Raw genomic sequence first — 23,594 nt, 5'->3', positions numbered from 1 at the left:
TCCGACTGGGCGTCGCGCCGTTCGCGCGTTCGTCAGCATCCTCGGCCCGGACGCAACTTCCCACATCCAGGCGCCTTACGCGACCGACTGCGGGTTTCCCGTAGCGGCCTCCGGGGACGCCGCAGAGATAGCCAAAACGACTACATTCCGGGCCGCGGCTCGTCTACCGTCGCCGACATGGCCACGACCCCCGACCGCCTCCAGCGCCTCGCCCGCATCGGCGCGCGGCGCTTCCTCGTCGGCCAGCCCTCCGCCGAGGGCTGGTCCGAGGTCCGCGACGACCCCCGCGCGTGGGAGCGCTTCTACCGCCGGCGCTGGCAGCACGACAAGATCGTGCGCTCCACGCACGGCGTGAACTGCACCGGCTCCTGCTCGTGGAAGGTCCACGTCAAGGACGGGCTGATCACCTGGGAGACGCAGCAGACGGACTATCCGTCGAACGGCCCCGACATGCCGGAGTACGAGCCGCGCGGCTGCCCCCGCGGCGCGTCCTTCTCCTGGTACGTCTACTCGCCGCTGCGGATCCGCCACCCGTACGTGCGCGGCGAGCTGCTGCAGGCGTACCGGGCCGCGAAGGCCGCCCACGGCGGCGACGCCGTCGAGGCGTGGGCCGCGGTGCAGGCGGACCCGGAGGCGCGGCGCAGCTACCAGGACGCGCGCGGCAAGGGCGGCCTGGTGCGCGCGGACTGGGACGAGGTCTCCGAGCTCGTCGCCGCCGCGCACGTCCACACGGTCGAGCAGCACGGCCCCGACCGGGTCATGGGGTTCTCGCCCATCCCCGCGATGTCGATGACCTCGTACGCCGGCGGCACGCGGTTCCTGTCGCTGATCGGCGGGGTCTGCCTGAGCTTCTACGACTGGTACGCCGACCTGCCGCCGGCGTCGCCGCAGATCTGGGGCGACCAGACCGACGTGCCCGAGTCCGCGGACTGGTGGGACGCGAGCTACCTGATGATGTGGGGCTCGAACATCCCGATGACGCGCACGCCGGACGCGCACTTCATGACGGAGGCGCGCTACCGGGGGCAGAAGACCGTCGTCGTCTCGCCCGACTACTCCGACCACACGAAGTTCGCCGACGACTGGCTGCCGGCGCAGCCCGGGACGGACGGCGCGCTGGCGATGGCCATGGGCCACGTGATCCTGAAGGAGTTCCACGTCGAGCGGACCGTGCCGTGGTTCGACGACTACACGCGCCGGTTCACCGACCTGCCGAACCTGGTCGCGCTCGAGCCGCACCCCGACGGCGGCTACGTCGCCGGCCGCTACCTGCGCGCGTCCGACCTGGACGGCGCGCCGGCCGGCAGCGAGCACGCGGAGTGGAAGACCGTCGTGCTGGACGAGGCGACGGACGCGCCGGTCGTCCCGAACGGCAGCATCGGCGACCGCTGGGGCGCCGAGGGCGAGGGCCGCTGGAACCTGGAGCTCGGCGACGTGGTCCCGGCGCTGACGCTGCTGGGCCGCGAGGCCGAGCGCGCCGAGCTGCGCCTGCCGTGCTTCGACCCCGCCGCCGAGGGCCAGCGCAACGGCGTCCTCGTCCGCGGCGTCCCCGTCCGCCACGTCGGCGGCCGCGCCGTCACCACCGTCTTCGACCTGCTGTGCGCGCAGCTCGGCGTCGGCCGCGCGGGCCTGCCCGGCGAGTGGGCCGCGGACTACGACGACCCGGCGCCCTACACGCCGGCCTGGCAGGAGGCCATCACCGGCGTCCCGGCCGACCAGTGCACGAAGATCGCCCGCGAGTTCGCCCGCAACGCCGAGCGCACGAACGGCCGCTCCATGATCGTCATGGGCGCGGGGACGAACCACTGGTTCCACTCCGACCTGATCTACCGGGCGATGCTCAACCTGGTGATGCTCTGCGGCTGCCAGGGCGTCAACGGCGGCGGCTGGGCCCACTACATCGGCCAGGAGAAGGTCCGCCCGATCACCGGCTTCGGCACGATCGCCTTCGCGCTGGACTGGAGCCGCCCGCCGCGGCAGCAGGCCGCCACGCCGTTCTTCTACCTGGCCACGGAGCAGTGGCGCTACGACCGCACGGGCGGCGAGGACCTGCGCTCGCCGCTGGCCCCGGCCCGCCCCGGCACGTCGGATCCCGCGGCGCACCCCGCCGACGCCAACGCGCTCGCCGCCCGCCTGGGCTGGATGCCGAGCTACCCGACGTTCGACCGCAACCCGCTCGAGCTGACCGCCGAGGCCGACGCCGCCGGCGTCGCGCCCGCCGAGCACATCGTCGGCGAGCTGCAGGCCGGTCGCCTGGGCTTCGCCGCCCAGGACCCGAGCGCGCCCGAGAACTGGCCGCGCGTGATGACGGTCTGGCGCTCCAACCTGCTCGGCTCGTCGTCGAAGGGCCACGAGTACTTCCTCAAGCACCTGCTCGGCGTCCCCACCCACGCGGTGCGCAACGACCCGGCGCCCGAGGGCACGCGCCCGCACGACGTCGCCTGGGGCACGAAGGACGACGGGCCCGAGGGCAAGCTCGACCTGCTGACGGCGATGGACTTCCGCATGAACGGCACGTGCCTGCACGCGGACGTCGTCCTGCCGGCGGCCACCTGGTACGAGAAGGACGACATCTCGACGACGGACCTGCACCCGTTCGTCCACGCGTTCAACGCCGCGATCAGCCCGCCGTGGGAGACCCGCACCGACTGGGACGCGTTCCAGGCGATCGGCGAGGAGTTCTCGCGCCTGGCCGGCCCGCGCCTGGGCGTCCGCCGCGACGTCGTCGCGGTGCCCCTGCAGCACGACACGCCGGACGAGCTGGCCCAGCCCTTCGGCGAGGTGCGCGACTGGCGCGCCGGCGAGTGCGAGCCCGTGCCGGGCCGGACGATGCCGAAGCTCGTCGTCGTCGAGCGCGACTACGGCGCGGTCGGCGAGAAGATGCGCGCCCTCGGGCCGCTCGTCGACGAGCTCGGCGTGTCGTGGAAGGGGCTGACGAGCAAGGACGTGACGCCCGAGCTGGAGCACCTGCGCGGCCAGAACGGCACCGTCCGCGGGGGCCTGGCCGACGGCCGGCCGCGCCTGCAGACCGCCCGCCACGCGGCGGGGACGATCATGGCGCTGTCGGGCGCGACGAACGGTCGCCTGGCCGTCGACGGCTTCCGGCAGATGGAGCGCCGCACGGGCACCCCGCTCGCCGACCTGGCGGAGGACCGCGAGGAGGAGATGCACACGTTCGCGGACGTCTCCGTGCAGCCGCGCAAGACGATCACCTCGCCCGAGTGGTCCGGCATCGAGGGCCGCGACCGCCGGTACTCCCCCTTCACGATCAACGTCGAGCGGCTGATGCCGTGGCGGACGCTGACCGGCCGGCAGCAGTTCTACAGCGACCACGCGTGGATGCGCGACCTCGGCGAGGGGCTGCCGACGTACAAGGCGCCGATGGACCTGGCGGGCCACCTGGGGGCCGACGGCGAGCACGGCATCGTCGTGCGCTACCTGACGCCGCACTCGAAGTGGTCGATCCACTCGACGTACCAGGACAACCTGCACATGCTCACGCTGTTCCGCGGCGGGCCCGTCGTCTGGCTCAACCCGGACGACGCCGCGCAGATCGACGTGGCGGACAACGACTGGATCGAGGTCCTCAACCGCAACGGCGTCGTGGCCGCCCGCGCGGTGATCTCGCACCGCATCCCCGTCGGGGCGGCGTTCATGTACCACGCGCAGGACCGCCACGTGCAGGTGCCGATCTCCGAGACCACGGGCCATCGCGGGGGCACGCACAACTCGCCCACGCAGATCCACATGAAGCCGACGCACCTGATCGGCGGCTACGCCCACCTGGCCTACGGGTTCAACTACTACGGGCCCACCGGCTCCCAGCGCGACGAGGTCACCGTCGTGCGCAAGCGCCGTACGGAGGTGCAGTTCTGATGCGCATCAAGGCGCAGGTCGCCATGGTCATGAACCTGGACAAGTGCATCGGGTGCCACACGTGCTCGGTGACGTGCAAGAACGTGTGGACCAACCGCGACGGCGCGGAGTACATGTGGTTCAACAACGTCGAGACGAAGCCGGGCGTCGGGTACCCCAAGCGCTGGGAGGCCCAGGACGAGCAGCACGGCGGCTGGGAGCTCGACACGAAGGGACGGCTGCGGCTGCGGGCGGGCGGGCGGCTGAAGAAGCTCGCCACGATCTTCCACAACCCGGACCTGCCGTCGATCGACGACTACTACGAGCCGTGGACCTACGACTACGGCACCCTGCAGACGGCGAAGCGCCAGAAGGAGCAGCCCGTCGCCCGCTCGGTGTCCAAGCTCGACGGCCGGCCGATCGACCTGCAGTGGGGTCCCAACTGGGAGGACGACCTCGCGGGCGGGCCGACGCAGACGCCGAAGGACCCGAACATCGAGGCGATGGAGCAGGAGGTGAAGGCGTCCTACGAGGAGGTCTTCATGATGTACCTGCCGCGCATCTGCGAGCACTGCCTGAACCCCGCGTGCGTCGCGTCGTGTCCCTCCGGCGCGATGTACAAGCGCGAGGAGGACGGCATCGTCCTGGTGGACCAGGAGGCCTGCCGGGGCTGGCGGATGTGCATGTCCGGCTGCCCGTACAAGAAGGTCTACTTCAACCACTCGACCGGCAAGGCCGAGAAGTGCACCCTCTGCTACCCGCGCATCGAGGCGGGCCTGCCGACGGTCTGCTCCGAGACCTGCGTGGGGCGCATCCGCTACATCGGCCTGGTGCTCTACGACGCCGACCGCGTCGAGGCGGCCGCGTCGGTCGAGGACCCCGAGAAGCTGCTCGACGCGCAGCTCGACGTCTTCCTCGATCCGACGGATCCGGCGATCAAGGCCGAGGCCCGCCGCCAGGGGATGCCCGAGGACTGGCTCGTCGCCGCCGAGCGCTCCCCCGTGTGGGCGCTGGCGATGAAGCACCAGGTCGCGCTGCCGCTGCACCCGGAGTACCGGACGCTGCCGATGGTCTGGTACGTGCCGCCGCTCTCCCCCGTCATGGGGACGGTCGAAGGCCAGGGCGCGCAGGCCGACCCCGACGACGTGTTCGGCGCGATCGACGACCTGCGGATCCCGATCCAGTACCTGGCCGAGCTGCTGAGCGCCGGCGACGAGGGCGTCATCCGCCGCGTGCTCAAGCGGCTGGCGGCGATGCGCTCGTACATGCGCGAGCACACGATCGACGGCGTCGGCGACGACCGCGACATGGAGGAGCTGTACCGGCTGCTCGCGATCGCGAAGTACGAGGACCGCTTCGTCATCCCGCCCGCCCACCGCGAGCTGGCCGAGGAGCTGGACCGCAGCCAGGGCTCGTGCGGCCTGGACTTCCCCGGCGGGCCCGGCGCCTGCGCGCCCGAGGCCGCGACCGTGGAGCCCGAGGCGGCCAGCGCGTCGCTCAGCGGCGGCGCGCTCGCGATGACGCAGATCGCCGGCAACGGCAGGCTGCGGGCGCTGCGCGAGAAGCGGGCGCTCGAGCGCCAGGAGCGGCGCGAGCGGCTGCAGGCCGAGGGCCGACTGCGGACGGAGCCGGGCGCATGACCGCGTTCAAGCTCCTGTCCCTCCTGCTCGCGCACCCGGACGCCGAGCTCGTCGCGCTGTGGCCGGACGTGCTCGACGCCGCGGACGAGCTGCCGCCCGGGCCGGTGCGCGACGGGCTGCTGCTCGGCTGCTCCGCGCTGCTGCGCGACGACCGGGGCGCCGCGATCGACGACCTCGCGGCCTCGCGCCGGTACACCGCGACGTTCGACTTCGACCGCCGCTGCGCGCTCGACCTGACGTACGTCACGCACGGCGACCGGCGGCAGCGCGGCGTCGCGCTGCTCAAGCTGCGGCGGCTGTACGCCCGCCTGGGCGTCGAGGTGCTCGGCGGCGAGCTGCCGGACCACCTGCCGCTGCTGCTCGAGCTGGCCGACGCGCTCGGCGCGGAGGACGGCGGGCTGCTGCTCGCCGACTTCCGCCCCGCGCTCGAGCTGCTGCGCGGCGGCCTGCACAAGGCGGGGAGCGCCTACGCGCCCCTGCTCGACGCCCTCGTGGCGCAGCTCGGCCCGCTGCGCGAGGACGACGCCGCCGCGGCCCTGCAGCTGGCCCAGGACGGTCCTCCCGGCGAGGACGTCGGCCTGGAGCCGTTCGGGCCCCCCGAGTCCATGGGCGGCGAGGGCCGCACGCCCGCCCCGTCCCCCTGTGGAGCCGCAGCATGAGCCGTCTCGACGTCCTCCTCTTCGTCGTCCTGCCCTACGTGTGCCTGACGACCTTCGTCGTCGGCCACGTCTGGCGCTGGCGCCACGACCAGCTCGCGTGGACCACGCGGTCGACCCAGCTGCTCGAGGGCCGCTGGCTGCGCATCGGGATCAACCTGTTCCACTACGGCATGGTCGCCGTGATCTTCGGCCACCTCGTCGGCCTGCTCATCCCCGAGTCCGCCACCGAGGCGATCGGCATGAGCGAGCACGCGTACCACACGATGGCCGTCTACTCGGGCCTGACCGTGGGCCTGGTGATGGTCGTCGGCTTCCTCATTCTGATCGTCCGGCGCACCGCGATCCCCCGCGTCCGCCGCACGACGTCGCGGACCGACCACGCCACCTACGCGCTGCTGCTGATCGCGATGGGCACCGGCATGTGGTGCGTCATCGGCGAGAACATCATCGGCGACGGCCACAACTACCGCGAGACCGTCTCGCCGTGGTTCCGCGGCCTGTTCCTGATGACCCCGCGGCCCGAGGCCCTGCTCGAGGCGCCGCTGCTCTACCAGCTGCACGCGATGTCGACGATGGCGCTCTTCGCCCTGTGGCCGTTCTCGCGCCTGGTGCACGCGTGGTCGCTGCCGCTCGGCTACCTGTCGCGCGCGCACGTCCTGTACCGCCGCCGCGCGCCGCGGCCGTCGCACCCGCGCCTGCGCCGGCCGGCGGCGTCGGTGGCGCCGACCGTCCCCGCCTCGACGGGCGGGCCGGCCGCGTCGCCGACCGTTGGCACCCCGAGCTCGGCGGGGGAGTGACCGTGCCCGCGGACGCCCCGGGCGCCGGGGCGCACGAGCCCCGGCCGGTCGTCGCGGCGCGCCGACCGGCCGCCGTGGGAGGGTCGCGGGCATGAAGCGCGACCCGTCCCTCGTCACGCTCTCCCACGACCACCACCAGGCGCTGTTCGTCGCCCAGACGCTGCGCCGGGCGGACGGCGGGGACGCCGAGGCGGCCCGCGCCGCGTTCCGCGCCTTCTGGCGGGACGGCGGCGAGCGCCACTTCGAGATCGAGGAGCAGGTGCTGCTGCCGGCGTTCGCCGAGGTCGGCCGCGCCCACGATCCCCTCGTGCTGCGCGCGCTCGGCGACCACGTCGAGCTGCGCTGCCGGGCCCGTCGGGCGTTCGCGGACGGCGATCCCGACGTCGAGGAGCTCGTCGCCCTGGGCACCCGGCTGAGCGAGCACGTGCGGCTGGAGGAGCGCGAGCTGTTCCCGCTGATCGAGGCGACGCTGCCGGCGGAGCGGCTCGCGGCGCTGGCCGGCGAGCTGCGAGCCGCGCACGACGCCTGACGGCCGGGCCGCCTGCGGTGCGGGCGGGCCGGACCGGGCCCGCGTCCCCGCTTCCGCGCGGGCCGGTCCGCGTACGCACGTTCGTCGAGCGGCGGGCCGCCGGGCTCGGGCGTCCGTCCAGCCGCGCGGCCGCGGGACGGCGTACGCGTCGGCGCGTCGGCGCTCGCACCCGGCGGGGACGCGCCAGGTCGCCGGCGGTCACCGTCCGGTCACGTCCTGGCCGGCCGGGCGCGGTTGCGTTCCGGCGGCGCGTCCGCCCCCGGCGCCGCCCCGCTCCCGACCGACCGACGAGTCCCCATGACCCCAGCACCCCTGCGCCGCGTGCGCCGCGCGGCGGCCCTCACCGCCGCCGCCGTCCTCGTCCCCTGCGCCGCCGCGCCCGCCGCGATCACCCAGGCCCACCTGGCCTTCACCGGCGACACGAGCACCACGATGGCCGTGACGTTCAAGGAGGACGCCGCCGCGGCCGACACCACGGCCCGCGCGTACGCCCGCCCCGCCGGCGGCGACGGCGGGGCGGCGGCCTGCGTGCGCGTCCCGGCCCCGACGGACTGCCGCGTCCTGCCGCTCACCCGGCGCGACGCGCAGGGCAAGGCCGGCACGGGGCCGTCCTACGCGTTCTTCACGGGCACCTTCACGGGCCTGACGCCCGGCGCCCGCTACGACTGGTTCGCGACGACCGACGTCACCCCCGCCGGCGTCGCCCCCGGCACGTTCGCGACCGCGCGCGGCGGCGACGCCCCGTACACCGCCGCCACCTACGGCGAGGTCCACGTCGACGACGGCGACGACGTCGTCCCCTTCGGCGCCGCGCACCCGGGCGACTACAGCGTGCAGGGCGTCGTGGGCCTGAACCACGCCAACGACGTCGTGCGCCGCCAGCCCACGCGGCCGGCGTTCGTCGTCTCGTCCGGCGACAACCTCAACGACGGCACGCAGGAGGACAAGTGGGACCGCCTGCTGAGCGGCACCTACGCCTTCCCCGACGGCCACCTGCTGGACCCCGAGCCGACGCGGTCGCTGCTGGGCAGCGTGCCGTTCCTCTCCGCCCTCGGCGACCACGAGTACAAGAACACGGCGGTCAAGGGCACCGCGTCGCCGCTGTACTACGCGCACTTCCCCAACCCGGCCAACGGCCCGGCCGGCCAGGAGGACCGCTCGTACTCCTACGACTACGACGGCGTGCACTGGACGATCCTCGAGGCCAGCCCCGGCGCCAAGCCGTCGGCGTTCCCCGACGCGTGGAAGCGCGAGCTGGAGTGGCTGGACGCCGACCTGAAGGCCGCGTCGACGCGCACGCGCTTCCAGATCGTCGTGATGCACCAGCCGCCGTTCCACTCCAAGACGAGCCGCGTGTACCCCGAGTACGCCGACCCCGAGCTGCGCGACGACGTGCTGCCGATCTTCGACCGCTGGGGCGTCGAGGCCGTCGTCTCGGGCCACGACGCGCACAACGTCCGCAGCTTCCCGCTCGTCGGCGTGCCGACGAAGGACCGCCAGGAGGGCGAGCCGAAGGTCTCCCCCGAGATCGTCGCGCCCGGCCACGGCACCACGTACCTGGAGCAGTCGACCACCGGCAAGAACTACGACGGGCTCCTGGACGCGGAGCCGTGGGTGGCCTGGTCGCAGTCCACCGCGACGATGCCCGCGGTGCTGCTCTTCACGTTCGGCGAGCGGTCGATCAGCGCCCGCTTCGTGCGGACGGACGCGGTCGACCCCGTGACCGGCGGCCTGGTGCCGACGGGGCAGCCCGTCGACAGCTTCACGATCCCCCAGGTGCCGGTGCCGGGCAGCGACGCGCCGCCCGCCGGGCCGACGGGACCGGCCGGGACGGACGGGCGCGACGGGGCGCCCGGCGCGGCGGGACGGCCCGGCGCCGCCGGCGCGACGGGGGCGGTCGGCCCGGCCGGCGCGACCGGCGCCCGGGGCCCGGCCGGCCGCGACGCGCGCGTGCGCTGCCGCGTCGCGCCCGCGTCCCGGCGCCGCCACGTCGTCTGCACGGTCCGGGGCGCGGCCGGCCGCGCGCGGCTCGTCGTCGGGCCCGCGCGCCTCGTCCGCGGCGGCCGCACGGTGGCGCGCGGCCCGCTCTCCACCCTGCGCGCCCCGCGCCCCCTGGGGCGTGGCCGCTACCTGCTGCGCGTGCGCGTCGGCGGCGAGCGGCTGGCGCTGCCGGTGCGCCTGGGCTGAGCGCCGCGCGGGGCGGCGGCCTGCGGCCGTCGCCCCGCCCCGCCCCGCCGCGGTGGCGACCCGGCGGCCCGGCCCGCCGGCGCGGCTCTGCCGGCGGGCGCGCCGCGGGGCGTCCGCTAGCCCACCCGCAGCCGCCCGTCGCGCAGCTCGTGCGCGGCGGCGCCCAGCCGCGCGGCGTCGCGGGGGTCGTGGCTGACGACCAGGGCGGGGACGCCCAGCGCGGCCACCGCGTCCCGGACGACCGCGGCCGCCGCGTCGTGCGCGGCGGCGTCGAGGGCCGAGAACGGCTCGTCCAGCAGCAGCGCCGTCGGGCGCCGCGCCAGCGCGCGGGCCAGCGCCACCCGCTGGCGCTCGCCGCCCGACAGCGCCGCCGGCCGGGCGTCCGCGCGATCCGCCAGGCCCAGCCGGTCGAGCCAGTCCAGCGCCGCGGCGCGGCGCGCGGCGCGCGGGCGGTCGCCGAGCGCGAAGGCGACGTTGCGCCACGCCGGCAGGTGGCCGAAGAGCGCGTCCTCCTGCACCGCCACCCCGACGCGCCGCTCGCGGGGCCGCACGTCGATCCCCCGGGCGGCGTCGAACCAGGTCTCCCCGCCGCAGGCGACCGTCCCGGCGTCCGGGCGCAGCAGCCCGGCGAGGGCCCGCAGGACCGTCGTCTTGCCCGCGCCGGAGGGCCCGACCACCAAGGCGATCGCGCCCGCCGTCACCGCCACGTCGGCCGCGAACGCCCGGTCGCCGCGCCGCACCTCGAGCTCAGCGCGCAGCACGGTCGCCCTCCCCGCGCGCCCCCAGCAGCCGGGCGCCGAGCAGCAGCACCGCCGAGACGACGACGAGGACCGCCGACAGGGCGATCGCACCGGGGAAGTCGGTGCCGAAGCGCGCGTAGATCTCCAGCGACGCGGTCCGCGTGACCCCGGCCAGCGAGCCGGCGAACATGAGCGTGGCGCCGAACTCGCCGAGCGCGCGGGCGAACGCGAGCGTCGCCCCCGCCCCCAGCCCGGGGGCGGCCAGCGGCACCGCCACGCGCAGGAACACCCCCGACTCGCGCGCCCCGGACAGCCGCGCGGCGTCGAGCGTCGCGGGATCGAGCGCCGCGAAGGCGCTCTGCGCCTGCCGCAGGTGGAACGGCCCGGCGACGAAGACGAGCGCCAGGACGACCGCCCCGAACGTCAGCGGCAGGCGCACCCCGGCGTCGGCGAGCGCGCCGCCGAGCAGCCCGTTCGGCCCGAACGCCGCGAGCAGGCCGATGCCGGCCACCGCGGGCGGCAGGACGAGGGGCAGCTCGAGCAGCGTGCTGACCGCGGCGCGCCCCGGGAAGCGCCACGTCGCCAGGGCGTACGCGGCGGGCGTCCCGACCAGGACGACGATCGCGACCGCCAGCGCGGACCCGGCGACGGACAGGCCGAGCGCCGTCAGGCTCTCGCTCGTCCGCAGGCTCGCCCACAGGTCGCCCGGCGGCACGTCGGTGAGGATCCCGACGAGCGGCAGGGCCAGGAAGCAGAGCGCCGCCGCCAGCGCCAGGCCCGCGAGCAGGCCGAACGGGGTGGGACGACGCACGGGCTACCGGGCCGCGGCGGCCGGCAGGAAGCCCGCCGCGCGCAGCGCCCGGCCGCAGCCCCCCGAGCGCAGGTCGTCGACGAAGGCCCGCGCCGCCGCGGCCTGCGGCGTGCCGACGACCACCGCCGCGGCGTAGGCGGCCCGCGGCCCCAGGCGCGCCGGCAGCGCGATCGCGCGCACCGCGCCCTTCGTCGCCCGCACGTCGGTGCGGTAGACGAACGCGGCGTCGACGACGCCCTGCTGCAGCTTCGCCAGGACGCTCTTGACGTCCGGCTCCTCCGTGCGGACGCGCGCCTCGATCGCGCGGCGCTGCGCGGCCGGCAGCTGGGCGAGGACCTTGCGCGTGTACGAGCCCACCGGCACGCTCGCCGAGCCGATCGCCAGCGTGGCGGCGTCGTCGCGCACCAGGTCGTCGAGGCCGCCGACCGTCGCCCCGTCGGCGGGCACGGCCAGCACCAGCTCGTTGCCGGCGAAGGCCACCGGCGCGCCGACCTTGCCCTCCTCGTGGAGCTGCTGCGGGATCGTCGTGTTCGCGGCCGCGAGCACGTCGCCGCCGGCGCCCTGGCGGATCTGGGCGGCCAGCTCGTCCGAGCCGCCGAACGACAGCCGCACCCTCGCCGGCGCGTAGTCCTTCGCGCACGCCGTGAGGGCGTCGGTCAGCGACGCGGCGGCCTGGACGGTCAGCGTCGGGCGCGCGCCCCGGTCGGTCGCGTCGTCGCCCCCGCAGCCCGCGACGCCGGCCGCCGCCAGGAGGGCCGCGGCGACGGCGGTCGCCCGGCGCCGCGACGGCCGGCTCATGCCGCCGTCCCCCGCTCCACCATGACCGACGTCGACTTCACCATCGCCGTCGCGGCCACGCCGGGCGCCAGCCCCAGCTCCTCGACCGCGTCGCGCGTGATGAGCGACGTGATGCGGTGCGGCCCCGCCTCGATCTCGACGAGCGCGACGACGCCCGTGACCTCGACCGAGAGCACCGTGCCCGCGAAGCGGTTGCGGGCCGACACCCCGTCCCCGGTCGCGTGGCGCTCCGGACGGGACGTCAGCCGCTCGATCTCCGCCCGCGGCACGCGCCGCTGGTTGCGCTCGTCGCGCACCGTCCGGATCCGCCCGCCGCGGTCCCAGCGACGGAGCGTGTCGGCGCTGATCCCGAGCGCCTTGGCGGCGTCGCCGACGGAGAGGGCGTCGTCCATGCCGAGACTGTTGCACAGGCAGCGCCTATGCGCCGGCCCGCCGAACGCCGCCCCGCCGCTTGTCCAGGGGGCCACCCGTCCCCCTCCACGCGTCCAACACCCGGCGGACAAGGTCGCCGGCCGAACCTGCCCCGGTCGGACAACGGCGCCCCTCCCGACCGGACCTAGCCTCGGTGCACGTCGTCGACACGTCGCCCCGGTGGCCACCGGATCGGCATCCCGCACCACTCCGCGGACCCTCCCGACCCCCAGCCCACACCGCCCCGCCATGCGCCTCCACGACCCCGAGATCACCGACCGTCCCGACCCCGCCGCCGCGCTCGCCGCGCCGGCCCGCGCCGCCGCCGCGCCACGCGCCCGCCGCCGCGGCCGGTGGATCGACGACTGGAACCCCGACGACGAGGCCTTCTGGGCCCGCAAGGGCCGCCGGATCGCCCGCCGCAACCTCGCCCTCTCCGTCTTCGCCGAGCACGTCGGCTTCTGCCTGTGGGCGATCTGGGGCATCGTCGCGATCAACCTGCCCAACGTCGGCATCGCGCTCTCGCTGGCGGAGACGTTCCTGCTGACCGCGCTGCCCAACCTGGTCGGCGCGTTCCTGCGCATCCCCTACACGTTCGCCGTGCCGCGCTTCGGCGGCCGCGCGTGGACCGTCTTCTCGGCGTCGCTGCTCTTCGTCCCGGCGCTGCTGCTGGCGATCGTGGTGCCGAGCGGCTGGCTGCGCGAGCAGGCGCACGACACGCAGCTGCTCGTCCTGGCGCTGTGCGCCGCGACGGCGGGGTTCGGCGGAGGCAACTTCAGCTCCTCCATGGCGAACATCTCGTACTTCTACCCCGAGCGCCGCAAGGGCGCGGCCCTGGGGATCAACGCCGCGGGCGGCAACCTGGGCGTCGCCGTCACCCAGCTGCTCGTGCCGCTGGTGATCATCGTCGGCGTCCCCGCCGCCGCGGTGAAGGCGTCGCCGCACGAGGTGCACCTGGCCTACGCCGGCCTGATGTGGCTGCCGCTGATCACGATCGCGGCGGTCGGGGCGTACCGGTACATGGACAGCCTGACCCAGGCGAAGGCGGACCCGCGCTCGTACGCCCGGGCCGCGCGGCAGCCGCACGCCTGGATCGTCTCGGTGCTCTACATCGGCACCTTCGGGTCGTTCATCGGCTACAGCTTCGCGCTGCCGCTCGTCGTCAAGAACACGTTCCCCGAGTTCCTGGCCAACCATCCGTTCATCGCGACGTACCTGGCCGGGCTCGGCTTCGTCGGCGCGCTCGTCGGCTCCGTCGCCCGCCCGCTGGGCGGCTGGCTCGCCGACCGCGTCGGCGGGGCGCGGGTCACCCTGGCGTGCTTCCTGGGGATGGCGGCGGCCACGCTCGTCGCGATCGCCGGCGTGAACGGCCGCTCCTTCGGCGTCTTCTTCGGCGCGTACGTCGCGATCTTCGTCCTCGCCGGCGCCGGGAACGGCTCGACGTACCGGATGATCCCGGCGATCTTCGCCGCGCTCGGCCGCCGGCAGGGCGACGACGCCGCCACGCGCCTGGACTTCAAGCGTCAGGCCGCGGCGGTCATCGGGATCGCCGGCGCCGTCGGCGCGTTCGGCGGCTTCCTCATCCAGCTCGCGTTCCGCCAGGCGTCGCTCGGCGCGTCGCAGGCCGTCACCGCCGCCGAGACGCCCGCCGCCAAGGTCGCCGCCGCCGCGCAGCACGCCGACTGGTCCGTCGGCGCCCTGTGGGTGTTCCTGGGCGCCTACCTCGCCATGGCCCTCGTGACGTGGGCCTGCTACCTGCGCCGCGCCCCCGCCGGCCGGCTCGTCCCCAGCGTCGCCGGCGCGTCCGTCTGACCCTCGCGACCCGAGAGACGACCCCATGACCCTTCCCATCCACCGCACCGACGTCCTGGTCGTCGGCGGCGGCATCGCCGGCCAGGCGGTGTGCGAGGCGCTCCGCGCGCGCACCGCCGACCTGTCGATCGCCCTCGTCTGCGAGGAGCCGCGGCTGCCGTTCGACCGCGTGTCCCTGTCCCACCTGCTCGTCGACGGCAAGGACCCGGAGGCGCTGCAGCTGCGGCCCGACGACTGGTACGCGGACCACCGCGTCGACCTGTTCGTCGGCGACGCCGTGGAGGCCCTCGACCTGGACGGCGGCCGCGCCCGGCTGGCGTCGGGGATCGCCGTCGTCTTCGGCCGCGTGGTCCTCTGCACCGGGTCCGAGCCGCTCATGCCGCCGCTGCCCGGGATCGACCTGCCGGGCGTGATCCCGTTCCGCGGCCCCGAGGACTGCCAGGCCATCCGCGACGCCGCCGCGGTCGGGACCGAGGTGGCGGTCATCGGCGGCGGCCTGCTCGGGCTCGAGGCCGCCTACGGGGTGGCCACGCAGGGCGCCCCCGCCACCGTCGTGCACCTGATGGACCGCCTGATGGAGCGCCAGCTCGACGACCCCGCCGCCGCGCTGCTCGAGCCCGCGCTGGCCGGCCTGGGCGTGACCGTCCTGCTGGAGCGGCAGACCGCCGCGATCCTGGGGACCGACCGGGCGGAAGGCCTGCGCTTCGCCGATGGCGAGGAGCTGGCCTGCGGCCTGGTCGTCGTCTCGATCGGCATCCGCGCCCGCACCGCGCTGGCGTCCGCCGCCGGCCTGACGTGCGAGCGCGGGATCGTCGTCGACGACGCGATGGTCGCCTCGCACCCGCGGGCGCTGGCCGTCGGCGAGTGCGCCGAGCACCGCGGCCAGGTCTACGGCATCGTCGCGCCGATCCACGAGCAGGCCGAGGTGGCCGCCGAGACGCTGCTGCGCCTGGACGCCGCGGGCGCCACGATGGACGTCGAGGACGGCGAGCTGCCCGCCGGCGCCCGCTACGACGGCTCGATCCTGTCGGCGAAGCTCAAGGTGCTCGGGGTCGACGTCGTCTCGATCGGCGACGCCGTGGCGCGCCCCGGCGACCCCGCCCCGCCCACGTCGGTGGCCACGAGCGACCCGGCGGCCGGGGTCTACCGCAAGCTCGTCGTCCGGGACGGCGTGGTGACCGGCGCGATCCTCGTCGGCGACGTGCGCGGCCACGAGCTGCTGCTCGACGGCGTGCGGACCGGCCGCGCGACGGACGACCCGCTCGCGCTGCTGGCCGAGGCGTCGCAGGCCTCCCCCGCCGACCTGCCCGACGCCGCACAGGTCTGCAACTGCAACGGCGTCTGCAAGGGCGAGATCGTCCGCGCGATCCAGGAGCACGACCTGGGATCCACCCAGGAGGTCGTCGCCACCACCCGCGCGGGGGCGGGCTGCGGATCCTGCAAGCCGACGGTGACCGAGATCCTGAAGGTCGTCCGCGGCGGCCAGGTCGACGAGGCCACGTACCTGTGCCCGTGCCGCAGGCAGACCCGCGAGGACCTGGCGGCCGTCGCCCGCGAGCAGGGCGTCACCTCCGTGTCGGAGCTCTCGGCCGCGTGCGGCGCGGGGCGCGAGTGTGGGGCCTGCAAGCCGGGCCTGGCGTACCTCGTCTCCGAGCTGAACGACAACCGCCACCGCGAGGAGCGCCACGCCCGCTTCATCAACGACCGCGTGCACGGCAACATCCAGAAGGACGGCACGTTCTCCGTCGTCCCGCGGATGCGCGGCGGCGTCACGACCCCGTCCGAGCTGCGCCGCATCGCCGACGTCGCCGAGCGCTTCGACGTGCCGTGCGTGAAGGTCACGGGCGGCCAGCGCATCGACCTGCTGGGGATCAGGAAGGAGGACCTGCCGGCGGTCTGGGAGGCCCTCGACATGCCGTCGGGCTACGCCTACGCGAAGTCGGTCCGCACCGTGAAGACCTGCGTCGGCGCCGAGTTCTGCCGCTTCGGCCTGGGCGACTCCATGAACGCGGGGATCGAGCTGGAGCAGATGATCGAGGGCCTCTACACGCCCCACAAGGTCAAGCTCGCCGTGTCCGGCTGCCCGCGCAACTGCGCCGAGTCGCTCATCAAGGACATCGGCCTCGTCGCGATCGAGGGCGGCTGGGAGGTCTCGGTCGGCGGCTCGGGCGCCGGCACCGTCCGGCAGACGCAGCTGCTCGCGCGCGTCGACACGAAGGACCGCGCGCTCGACGTCGCGATCGTCTTCCTGCAGTACTACCGCGAGCACGGCGAGTACCTGGAGCGCACCGCGCCGTTCGTCGACCGCGTCGGCCTGGAGACGATCAAGGCCGCCGTGCTGGACGAGGCGTCCGGCGAGCCCGACCGGCTGCGCGAGCGCTTCCGCATCGCCAAGGCCGCGTGCGACCCGGACCCGTGGCGCGAGCGCCGCGCGCCCGCCGTGCCGCGGCAGTTCGCCGAGCTGGACTCCGAGGCCACGCCGATCGGCCCGCCGCCCGGCGGCGCCCCGCCCGCGGTCGCCGCGGTCGAGGGCGAGCGCGCCGGCGGCCCCGGCGGCGTGCTGTCGATCCAGCGGGTGCTCGGCGCCCCCACCCGGAAGGCCACCGATGCCTGATCTCGCCGTCCCCGCCACCGCCGACGCGCTGCGCGCCGAGGGCTTCGCCGACGTCGGCGCCGCCGCCGACGTGCCGCCGCTCGAGGGCCGGCGGGCCACCGTCGACGGGCGCCGCGTCGCCGTGTTCCGGCTGCCCGACGGGTTCGCCGCCACCGACGCCGCGTGCCCGCACCGGGGCGGTCCGCTGTCCGACGGCATCGTCGCCGACGACTGCGTCACCTGCCCGCTGCACAACTGGCGGCTGAACCTGCGCACCGGACGGGTCGCGGGGCAGGACGCCGCGATGCCGCTGCACCACGTCGTCGAGCGGGACGGCCGGCTGTGGGTCCGCCTGGCCGGCGCCTGCGACGGCCACCCTGCCGCCGGCGCCCCCGCGGCCCGGCGCGCGACGGCGGCGGCGCGCGCGTGAGCGGGGCCGAGCGCACCGTCCGCACCGGCTGCCCGTACTGCGGCGTCGGCTGCGGCCTGCGGGCCACGGTCGCCGACGGCCGGCTCGTGCGCGTGGAGGGCGATCCGGAGCACCCCGTCAACCGGGGCCGCACGTGCGCCAAGCCGCTCGCGCTGCCGGCGGCCGTGCACGCCCGCGACCGCGCGACCGTCCCCCGGCGCCGCGACCGTCCGGACGGCCCGTGGCGCGACGTCACGTGGGACGAGGGGATCGGGTGGGCGGCGGAGCGTCTGCGCGCCATCGTCGCCGAGCACGGGCCCGAGGCGGTCGCGTTCTACGTCTCGGGCCAGCTGCTGACGGAGGACTACTACGTCGTCAACAAGCTCGCGAAGGGCTTCCTCGGGACGAACACCGTCGACTCCAACTCGCGCCTGTGCATGAGCTCGGCCGTCGCCGGCTACAAGGCGACCTTCGGCACGGACGGGCCGCTGCCGAGCTACGACGACCTGGACCAGGCCGACTGCGTCCTGCTGCTCGGCTCGAACGCCGCGGCGTGCCACCCGATCGTGTGGCAGCGGATCCGCGCGGCGCAGGCGCGCACGGACCGTCCCGGCTGCCAGGTCATCGTCGTCGACCCGCGGCGCACGCCCACCGCGGCCGAGGCCGACCTGCACCTGCCCGTGCTGCCCGGCGCCGACGTCCCGCTGCTGCTGGGGATGCTGCACGTCATCGACCGCGACGGGCTGACGGACGACGCCTACCTGGACGCGCACGTCGAGGGCTGGGACGCGCTGCGCACGCAGGTGCGGGAGTGGCCGCCGGAGCGCGCCGCGCGGGTCGCCGGCGTGGACGAGGCGCTGCTCGTCGACGCCGCACGCCGGTTCGCCACCGCCGGCGCCGCCATGACCTGCTGGACGATGGGCGCCAACCAGTCGACGGTCGGCACCGACAAGAACCGCGCGCTGCACGCCCTGTGCCTGGCGACGGGCCAGATCGGCCGGCCCGGCACCGGCCCGCTCTCGCTCACCGGTCAGCCGAACGCGATGGGCGGGCGCGAGGTGGGCGGGCTGGCCGGCATGCTCCCCGGCTACCGCGACGCGCGCTCGGCCGCGGACCGCGAGGCCGTGAACACCTACTGGCGGCTGCCCCCGACCGCCGCGGGGATCAGCGAGCGCCCCGGACTCGTCGCGACCGACCTGGTCGACGCGCTGCACGACGGCACCGTCAAGGCCGTCTGGGTCGTCGCCACGAACCCCGCGGTCTCGCTGCCGGACTCCGCGAAGGTGGCCGCGGCGCTGCGGCGCGCCGAGCTCGTCGTGGTCCAGGACGCCTACCACCCGACGGAGACGACGGCGCTCGCGCACCTGGTCCTGCCGGCCGCCGCGTGGCCGGAGAAGGCGGGCACCACGACCAGCTCGGAGCGCCGCGTCACCCTGATGCGCCCGGCGCTGCCGCCGCCGGGCGAGGCCCTGCCCGACTGGCGCATCGTGGCGAAGCTCGCGGCGGCGCTGGGCTGGGAGGAGCACTTCGCCTGGCCCGACGCGGCCGCGGTCCACGCCGAGCTCGTCGGCCTGACCGCGGGCCGCACGTGCGACCAGACGGGGATCACGCACGCGCGGCTGGCCGCCGGCGGCAGCGTCCGCTGGCCCTACACGCAGGACGACGCGCGCCGCGAGGCCGACGCCCGCGATCCGTTGCTGGCCGCCGAGGCCCGCGCCGCCGGGACCGAGGCGCCGGCGGGGATCGACCGCGCGACGCACAGCGCGCGGCTGCACCCCGACGGCTGCTTCCCCACCCCGACGGGCCGCGCGCGGCTGGGCCGGCTGCGCACGGACGGGATCGCCGAGGCGCCGGACGACGACCATCCCCTGATCCTCACCACCGGCCGCACCGGCGGGCAGTGGCACACGATGACCCGCACGGGCCGGGCGCCCGAGCTGCTCGCCGCGGACCCCGAGCCGTTCGTCGAGCTGCACCCGGACGACGCGGCCCGCGCCGGGGTGGCGGACGGCGAGCGGGTGCGGATCGTCTCGCGCCGCGGCAGCGTGCTCGTGCGCGCCCGGACGGCGGCCGGCGACGACGGGGCCGCCCGGATCCGACCCGGCGTCGCGTTCGCGCCGTTCCACTGGGGGCTGCTGCACGCGCCCGCCGGTGCCGGGCAGCTCAACGCGGTCAGCCACGACGCGACCGATCCCGTCTCGCGCCAGCCCGAGCTGAAGGCGATCGCCGTGCGGGTGGAGGCGCTGGTGGCCCCGGCCGCCGCCCCGGCCCCGGCGGCCGGGCGGCGCCGGCGCGAACGACTCGTGGTCGTCGGCGGCGGGATGGCGTCGGTCGCGGTGCTGGAGGCGGTGTTCGCCCACCGCGGCTCGGCGCACTGGGACACGACGATCCTGGCGGGCGAGGACGCCCCGCCGTACGACCGGGTGCGGATCTCGCACCTGGTCCGTCCCGGCGCCGCCGACGACGACGTCGACCTGCGGCCCGCCGAGTGGTACGCCGCGCACGACGTGGCCCTGCGGCTGGGCGCCTGGGTGCACCGCCTCGACACCGCGGCGAAGGAGGTGGTCCTGGAGAGCGGCGAGCGGGTGCCGTACGACCGGGCGGTGCTGTGCACGGGCTCGCAGCCCGCGATGCCGCCGATCCTGGGCCTGGACCTGCCGGGCGTGCTGCCGTTCCGCACCCGCGCGGACGCCGCGGCGCTGAACGCCGCGGTGCGGCCCGGGGCGATGGCCACCGTCATCGGCGGCGGCCTGCTGGGCCTGGAGGCCGCGGCGGGCCTGGCCGAGCACGGCGCCAGCGTCACGATCGTCCACCTGGGCGACCGGCTGATGGACCGCCAGCTGGACCGCGGCGCCGCGCGTCTGCTCGAGCGGCGCATCCGCGAGCTGGGGATCCAGCTGCTGCTCGCGCAGCAGACCGACCGGATCGTCGGCGGCGCGGCCGTGTCCGGCGTGCGCTTCGCCGACGGCGACGAGCTGGCGAGCGACCTGGTCGTCGTCGCCACGGGCATCCGGCCCGAGATCCGCGTGGCCAAGCGCTCCGGCCTGGCGTGCGCGCACGCGATCACGGTGGACGACGAGCTGCGCACGAGCGCCCCCGACGTGTGGGCGGTCGGCGAGTGCGCGCAGCACCGCGGCGTGGTCTACGGGCTGTGGCCGCCGATCGCCGCGCAGGCCCGCACCGCCGGCGCCGCCATCGCGGGCGTCCCCGCCGGGTACCAGGGCAGCCCGCTCGCCACCACCCTGAAGGTCGTCGACGTCGACCTGTTCGCGTGCGGACACCCCTGGGTCGACACGGACGAGGACGACGTCGACGAGGTCATCGCGGTCGACACCCGCCGCGGCGTCTACCGCCGGCTGGCGCTGCGGGACGGGCGGCTGGCCGGCGCCGCGCTGCTCGGCGACCTGGCGCTCGCGCCCGAGCTGACCGAGCTGACGGCGGGCGGCCCGGCGGGCGTGGGCGGGGCCCCCGTGCCCGACGAGCTGCTCGACGCGGTCGTCGGCGGCGAGGCGGCGCCCCGCCCGGTGCCCGACGCCCAGCTCGTCTGCTCGTGCCACCAGGTCACGGCCGGGACGATCCGCGGCGCCGTCGCCGACGGCTGCGACACCCTGCGCGCCGTCCGCGACGCCACCGGGGCGTCGGGCGGCTGCGGCGGCTGCGCCAGCCGGGTGCAGGCGCTGCTGGAGCGCGGACGGGTGGCGGCCGAGGTGCCCGCCGGGTGAGGGACCGACGGTCCGCCCGCGGCGCGGCCCCGACCGCCGCGCCGGGCCCACGTCCGCCTCCCGCGGTGCTACACCTGCACCGTCCCGCCGCGCCGCGCGGGCCCCGACTCCCACCCACCGAGACCGCCATGACCGCCGTCACCACGCCCCCGGGCCGCACCCTCGCCGAGGAGGGCGGGCTGCGGCTGGAGTTCGTCCGCGTCTTCGCCCGCCCCGTCGCGCAGGTGTGGAGCGCCCTGACCGAGACGAGCCGCACCGTCCACTGGATCGGTCCGTGGACCGGCGACCCCGCCACGGGGTCCGTCGAGCTGACGATGACCGCCGAGGAGGGCGAGCCGGCGTCGACCGTCACCGTGCACGCGTGCGAGGCGCCGCACCGCCTCGTGGTGGGCATGGCGAGCTGGCGCCTCGACGTGACGCTGACGCCCGAGGGCGACGGCACCCGGCTCGTCCTCTCGCAGCCCCTGAACGACGGCGACGACCCGACCACGATCGGCCCCGGCTGGCACTACTACCTGGACCGCCTGGCCGCCGAGGTCGACTTCACCCAGCCCACCGACGCCTGGGACGACTACTACCCGGGGCTGAAGGACGTCTACGCCGCGCCGTAGCGGGGGCCTACTCCCGCGGCTCGCGCTCCTCCAGGTCGATCCACGTGCTGTCGGGGCCGCGCAGCTGGGCGCGGACGAGCTCGCCGACCAGGCCGGAGCCGATCCGCACGACGATCTCCGTGCCGTCGGCGGTCGTCGTCCGCAGGTCGTCCTCGCCGAGGACCAGCTGGCCGCGGTCGACGACCTCGCCGTCCACGCGCAGGGTCGCGCGGTTGAGCACGATCAGCTTCTTGTCGAACTCCAGCTCGACGTCGTGGCCCGCGAACGTCGTGCCGTAGCGCTTCGTCGCGTAGCCCTGGTACCGCTCCATGGTGCCTCCCTGGTGGTGGACGCTTCGCCGGGCTCGTACCCACTCCGGCGGCGAACCCGCGGGAGATGTCCGCGGACGCGTCCTACCCGTCGCGGAACGCCCAGCCGAAGCGGAACGCCACGTGCAGCAGCGCGATGGTCGCGGGGTCGCGCAGCGAGCGGCCCAGCCGCTCCTCGATCCGCGTCAGCCGGTAGCGGAGCGAGTTGGGGTGCAGGTGCAGCGCCTGCGCGGTGCGGGTCACGTCGAGGTTGCGCTCCAGGAACACGCGCAGCGTCTCCTCGAGCGGCGGGCCGCCGAGCGCTGCGACCACCGCGTCGCGGCGGGGCCCGAACAGTGCCGGATCCGCGTCGCAGACGAGCGTCGTGACCAGGTCCAGGTCGTCGTGCGCGAGCACGTGGGAGCGGCCGTCGGGGCGGGGCGACGTCGCGAGCTGCTGCAGCGCGAAGCGGGCGTCCTGGTACGAGCGCGGCAGCTCCTCGACCGCCGTCGTCGTCCGTCCGACGCCGCCGTCGAGCGGCCCGCCGGCCGACGCCAGCTCGTGCAGCGGCGCCTCGAGCACCGCGTCCAGGCCCGCGGGCGCCACAAGGATCAGGTCGCAGTCGCGCTCGGTCAGGACGAACGGCACGCCGGCGCCGGTCAGGTGCACCTCGAGCTCGGCCCGCACCCGGGCGAGCGCCTGGGCCCGCGCCTCGGGCGCCGCCTCGCGGGCGCGGCGCGGCCGCACGATCCCCACCTGCAGCGGGTCGCCGACCGACAGCCCGAGCGCCGCGGCGCGGTGCGCGACGTGCCGCCGCCCGCCCGTCGGCAGCCGCCAGCCCAGCAGCTCCTCGGCCAGCTCGGCGCGCACCTCGCGCGCCTCGACGGGCCGCGGCGGCCGCGCCCGCTCGATCAGGCGCACCAGCCGCTCGGCCGCCAGCAGCGCCTGGCGCGCCAGGTGGTCGGGCAGCGCCTCGCCCGCGCCGACGACGACGAGCCAGCGCCGCGCGCCCAGGCGGTCGCTGACGGGCGCGGTGACGTAGCGCCGCCCCCGCACGTGGTGCAGGCCGACGCCCTTGCCGCCGCGCAGCGGCCCCCACAGCTCGTCCGGCAGCGCGGCGTCGGGCGCCCCGGACACCGTCCCGGCCTCGTCCGCGATCAGCGCCGTGCCGGTCAGGAGCGAGCCCAGGCGCCGCAGCACCTCGGCCTCGGGCTCGGGCGCCGAGAGCGCCTCCATCAGGTGGCTCTGGATCGCGAGCGCGCGCTGGGCCACCTGCAGCTCGTGCGGCGCGGCCTGCTCGGCCACCGCGTCGACGAGCAGCCGGAACGGCGTCGCCGCGGGCACGGCGACGAGCGGCACGCCGAGCGCGGCGCACGCCTCGACCACGCCCCTCGGCACCGCGTGGTGCACCAGCCCGACCGCGAACCCGATCGCCGCGGCGCGCGCCTCGAACGCCCGCTCGACCAGCAGCCGCTGCACGTGGGCGCCCGGACCGATCGCGACGCCCGTCGTCAGCAGCATCCCGCCGTCCTCCAGCCACGGCCGCGGATCCGGCAGGTCGCACACCTCGGCGCTGCCGATGCGCACGGCCACCGGGTCGGCGCCGTCGCTCAGCAGGCGAAGTCCGAGCTCGCGGCGGGCGAGGAGGTCGGCGAGGGTGATCACGGGCGGAGGCGGTCCGCCGGGCGGCGGACGGTCGCGGGGCAGTCTCCCCCCTCGGCCGTCGCGGGTCC

Annotated in this window: 17 protein-coding genes; 11 read left to right on the top strand and 6 right to left on the bottom strand. The window is 76.1% G+C overall.

The window, feature by feature from the left end; genetic code table 11:
* The first annotated feature begins 177 nt into the window (after positions 1-177).
* From J3P29_RS17845 to J3P29_RS17820, 6 genes are all read left to right on the top strand, one after another.
* On the top strand, positions 178-3,876 hold the full coding sequence (locus J3P29_RS17845; RefSeq protein ID WP_210495603.1) for a nitrate reductase subunit alpha: 3,699 nt from the start codon (positions 178-180) through the stop codon (positions 3,874-3,876).
* Positions 3,876-5,495 carry a nitrate reductase subunit beta gene (gene narH, locus J3P29_RS17840; RefSeq protein WP_210495601.1) on the top strand — a complete coding sequence of 540 codons (1,620 nt, stop codon included), beginning with the start codon at positions 3,876-3,878 and terminating at the stop codon, positions 5,493-5,495. Before J3P29_RS17845 ends, narH begins: the two co-directional genes overlap by 1 nt.
* Positions 5,492-6,154 carry a nitrate reductase molybdenum cofactor assembly chaperone gene (narJ, locus tag J3P29_RS17835; RefSeq protein ID WP_210495600.1) on the top strand — a complete coding sequence of 221 codons (663 nt, stop codon included), beginning with the start codon at positions 5,492-5,494 and terminating at the stop codon, positions 6,152-6,154. The genes narH and narJ overlap by 4 nt, the downstream gene beginning before the upstream one ends.
* Positions 6,151-6,951: a respiratory nitrate reductase subunit gamma gene (narI, locus tag J3P29_RS17830; protein WP_210495599.1), complete on the top strand. Its 801-nt coding sequence runs from the start codon at positions 6,151-6,153 to the stop codon at positions 6,949-6,951. The genes narJ and narI overlap by 4 nt, the downstream gene beginning before the upstream one ends.
* Positions 6,952-7,042: 91 nt before the next feature.
* The gene (locus tag J3P29_RS17825; RefSeq protein WP_210495597.1) at positions 7,043-7,480 is read left to right on the top strand and encodes a hemerythrin domain-containing protein; all 438 of its coding nucleotides are present in this window, start codon (positions 7,043-7,045) and stop codon (positions 7,478-7,480) included.
* A gap of 297 nt (positions 7,481-7,777) precedes the next feature.
* Positions 7,778-9,667, top strand: a complete 1,890-nt coding sequence (locus J3P29_RS17820; RefSeq protein ID WP_210495596.1) for a metallophosphoesterase — start codon at positions 7,778-7,780, stop codon at positions 9,665-9,667.
* A 116-nt stretch (positions 9,668-9,783) separates the two neighbouring features.
* Here J3P29_RS17820 and J3P29_RS17815 read toward each other — a convergent pair whose 3' ends face one another.
* The 4 genes from J3P29_RS17815 to J3P29_RS17800 are packed head-to-tail and all read right to left on the bottom strand — an operon-like array spanning position 9,784 to position 12,408.
* Positions 9,784-10,428 (bottom strand): ATP-binding cassette domain-containing protein, encoded by a 645-nt coding sequence (locus J3P29_RS17815; protein ID WP_210495594.1) that lies wholly within the window; start codon positions 10,426-10,428, stop codon positions 9,784-9,786.
* Positions 10,415-11,218: an ABC transporter permease subunit gene (locus tag J3P29_RS17810; protein WP_210495592.1), complete on the bottom strand. Its 804-nt coding sequence runs from the start codon at positions 11,216-11,218 to the stop codon at positions 10,415-10,417. The genes J3P29_RS17815 and J3P29_RS17810 overlap by 14 nt, the downstream gene beginning before the upstream one ends.
* Positions 11,219-11,221: 3 nt before the next feature.
* A complete protein-coding gene (modA, locus tag J3P29_RS17805) occupies positions 11,222-12,016 on the bottom strand; it encodes a molybdate ABC transporter substrate-binding protein (protein ID WP_210495591.1) in 795 nt (264 codons plus the stop codon).
* Entirely contained in the window at positions 12,013-12,408 is a 396-nt protein-coding gene (locus J3P29_RS17800; RefSeq protein WP_210495590.1) for a helix-turn-helix transcriptional regulator, read from the bottom strand. The genes modA and J3P29_RS17800 overlap by 4 nt, the downstream gene beginning before the upstream one ends.
* A gap of 268 nt (positions 12,409-12,676) precedes the next feature.
* Between J3P29_RS17800 and J3P29_RS17795 the strand changes: the two genes are divergently transcribed.
* From J3P29_RS17795 to J3P29_RS17775, 5 genes are all read left to right on the top strand, one after another.
* The gene (locus tag J3P29_RS17795; RefSeq protein WP_210495588.1) at positions 12,677-14,239 is read left to right on the top strand and encodes an MFS transporter; all 1,563 of its coding nucleotides are present in this window, start codon (positions 12,677-12,679) and stop codon (positions 14,237-14,239) included.
* A 25-nt stretch (positions 14,240-14,264) separates the two neighbouring features.
* Positions 14,265-16,853 carry a nitrite reductase large subunit NirB gene (nirB, locus tag J3P29_RS17790; protein ID WP_210495587.1) on the top strand — a complete coding sequence of 863 codons (2,589 nt, stop codon included), beginning with the start codon at positions 14,265-14,267 and terminating at the stop codon, positions 16,851-16,853.
* Complete coding sequence (locus tag J3P29_RS17785; protein WP_210495585.1) at positions 16,846-17,262, top strand: Rieske 2Fe-2S domain-containing protein; 417 nt, start codon at positions 16,846-16,848, stop codon at positions 17,260-17,262. Before nirB ends, J3P29_RS17785 begins: the two co-directional genes overlap by 8 nt.
* Positions 17,259-20,963 carry a nitrate reductase gene (locus J3P29_RS17780; RefSeq protein ID WP_210495584.1) on the top strand — a complete coding sequence of 1,235 codons (3,705 nt, stop codon included), beginning with the start codon at positions 17,259-17,261 and terminating at the stop codon, positions 20,961-20,963. Before J3P29_RS17785 ends, J3P29_RS17780 begins: the two co-directional genes overlap by 4 nt.
* A 128-nt stretch (positions 20,964-21,091) precedes the next feature.
* Positions 21,092-21,574 (top strand): SRPBCC domain-containing protein, encoded by a 483-nt coding sequence (locus J3P29_RS17775; RefSeq protein WP_210495582.1) that lies wholly within the window; start codon positions 21,092-21,094, stop codon positions 21,572-21,574.
* 7 nt (positions 21,575-21,581) lie between these two features.
* Here J3P29_RS17775 and J3P29_RS17770 read toward each other — a convergent pair whose 3' ends face one another.
* Both J3P29_RS17770 and J3P29_RS17765 read right to left on the bottom strand, forming a co-directional pair.
* Positions 21,582-21,884, bottom strand: coding sequence for a hypothetical protein (locus J3P29_RS17770; protein ID WP_210495580.1), 303 nt, complete (start codon positions 21,882-21,884; stop codon positions 21,582-21,584).
* 82 nt (positions 21,885-21,966) lie between these two features.
* The gene (locus J3P29_RS17765; protein ID WP_210495579.1) at positions 21,967-23,526 is read right to left on the bottom strand and encodes a helix-turn-helix domain-containing protein; all 1,560 of its coding nucleotides are present in this window, start codon (positions 23,524-23,526) and stop codon (positions 21,967-21,969) included.
* Positions 23,527-23,594 lie beyond the last annotated feature (68 nt).

It is taken from the genome of Patulibacter sp. SYSU D01012, from assembly GCF_017916475.1.
Lineage (GTDB): Bacteria > Actinomycetota > Thermoleophilia > Solirubrobacterales > Solirubrobacteraceae > Patulibacter.
Note: the sequence above shows the minus strand (reverse complement) of the source record. Positions and strands in the feature narration are given on the sequence as shown.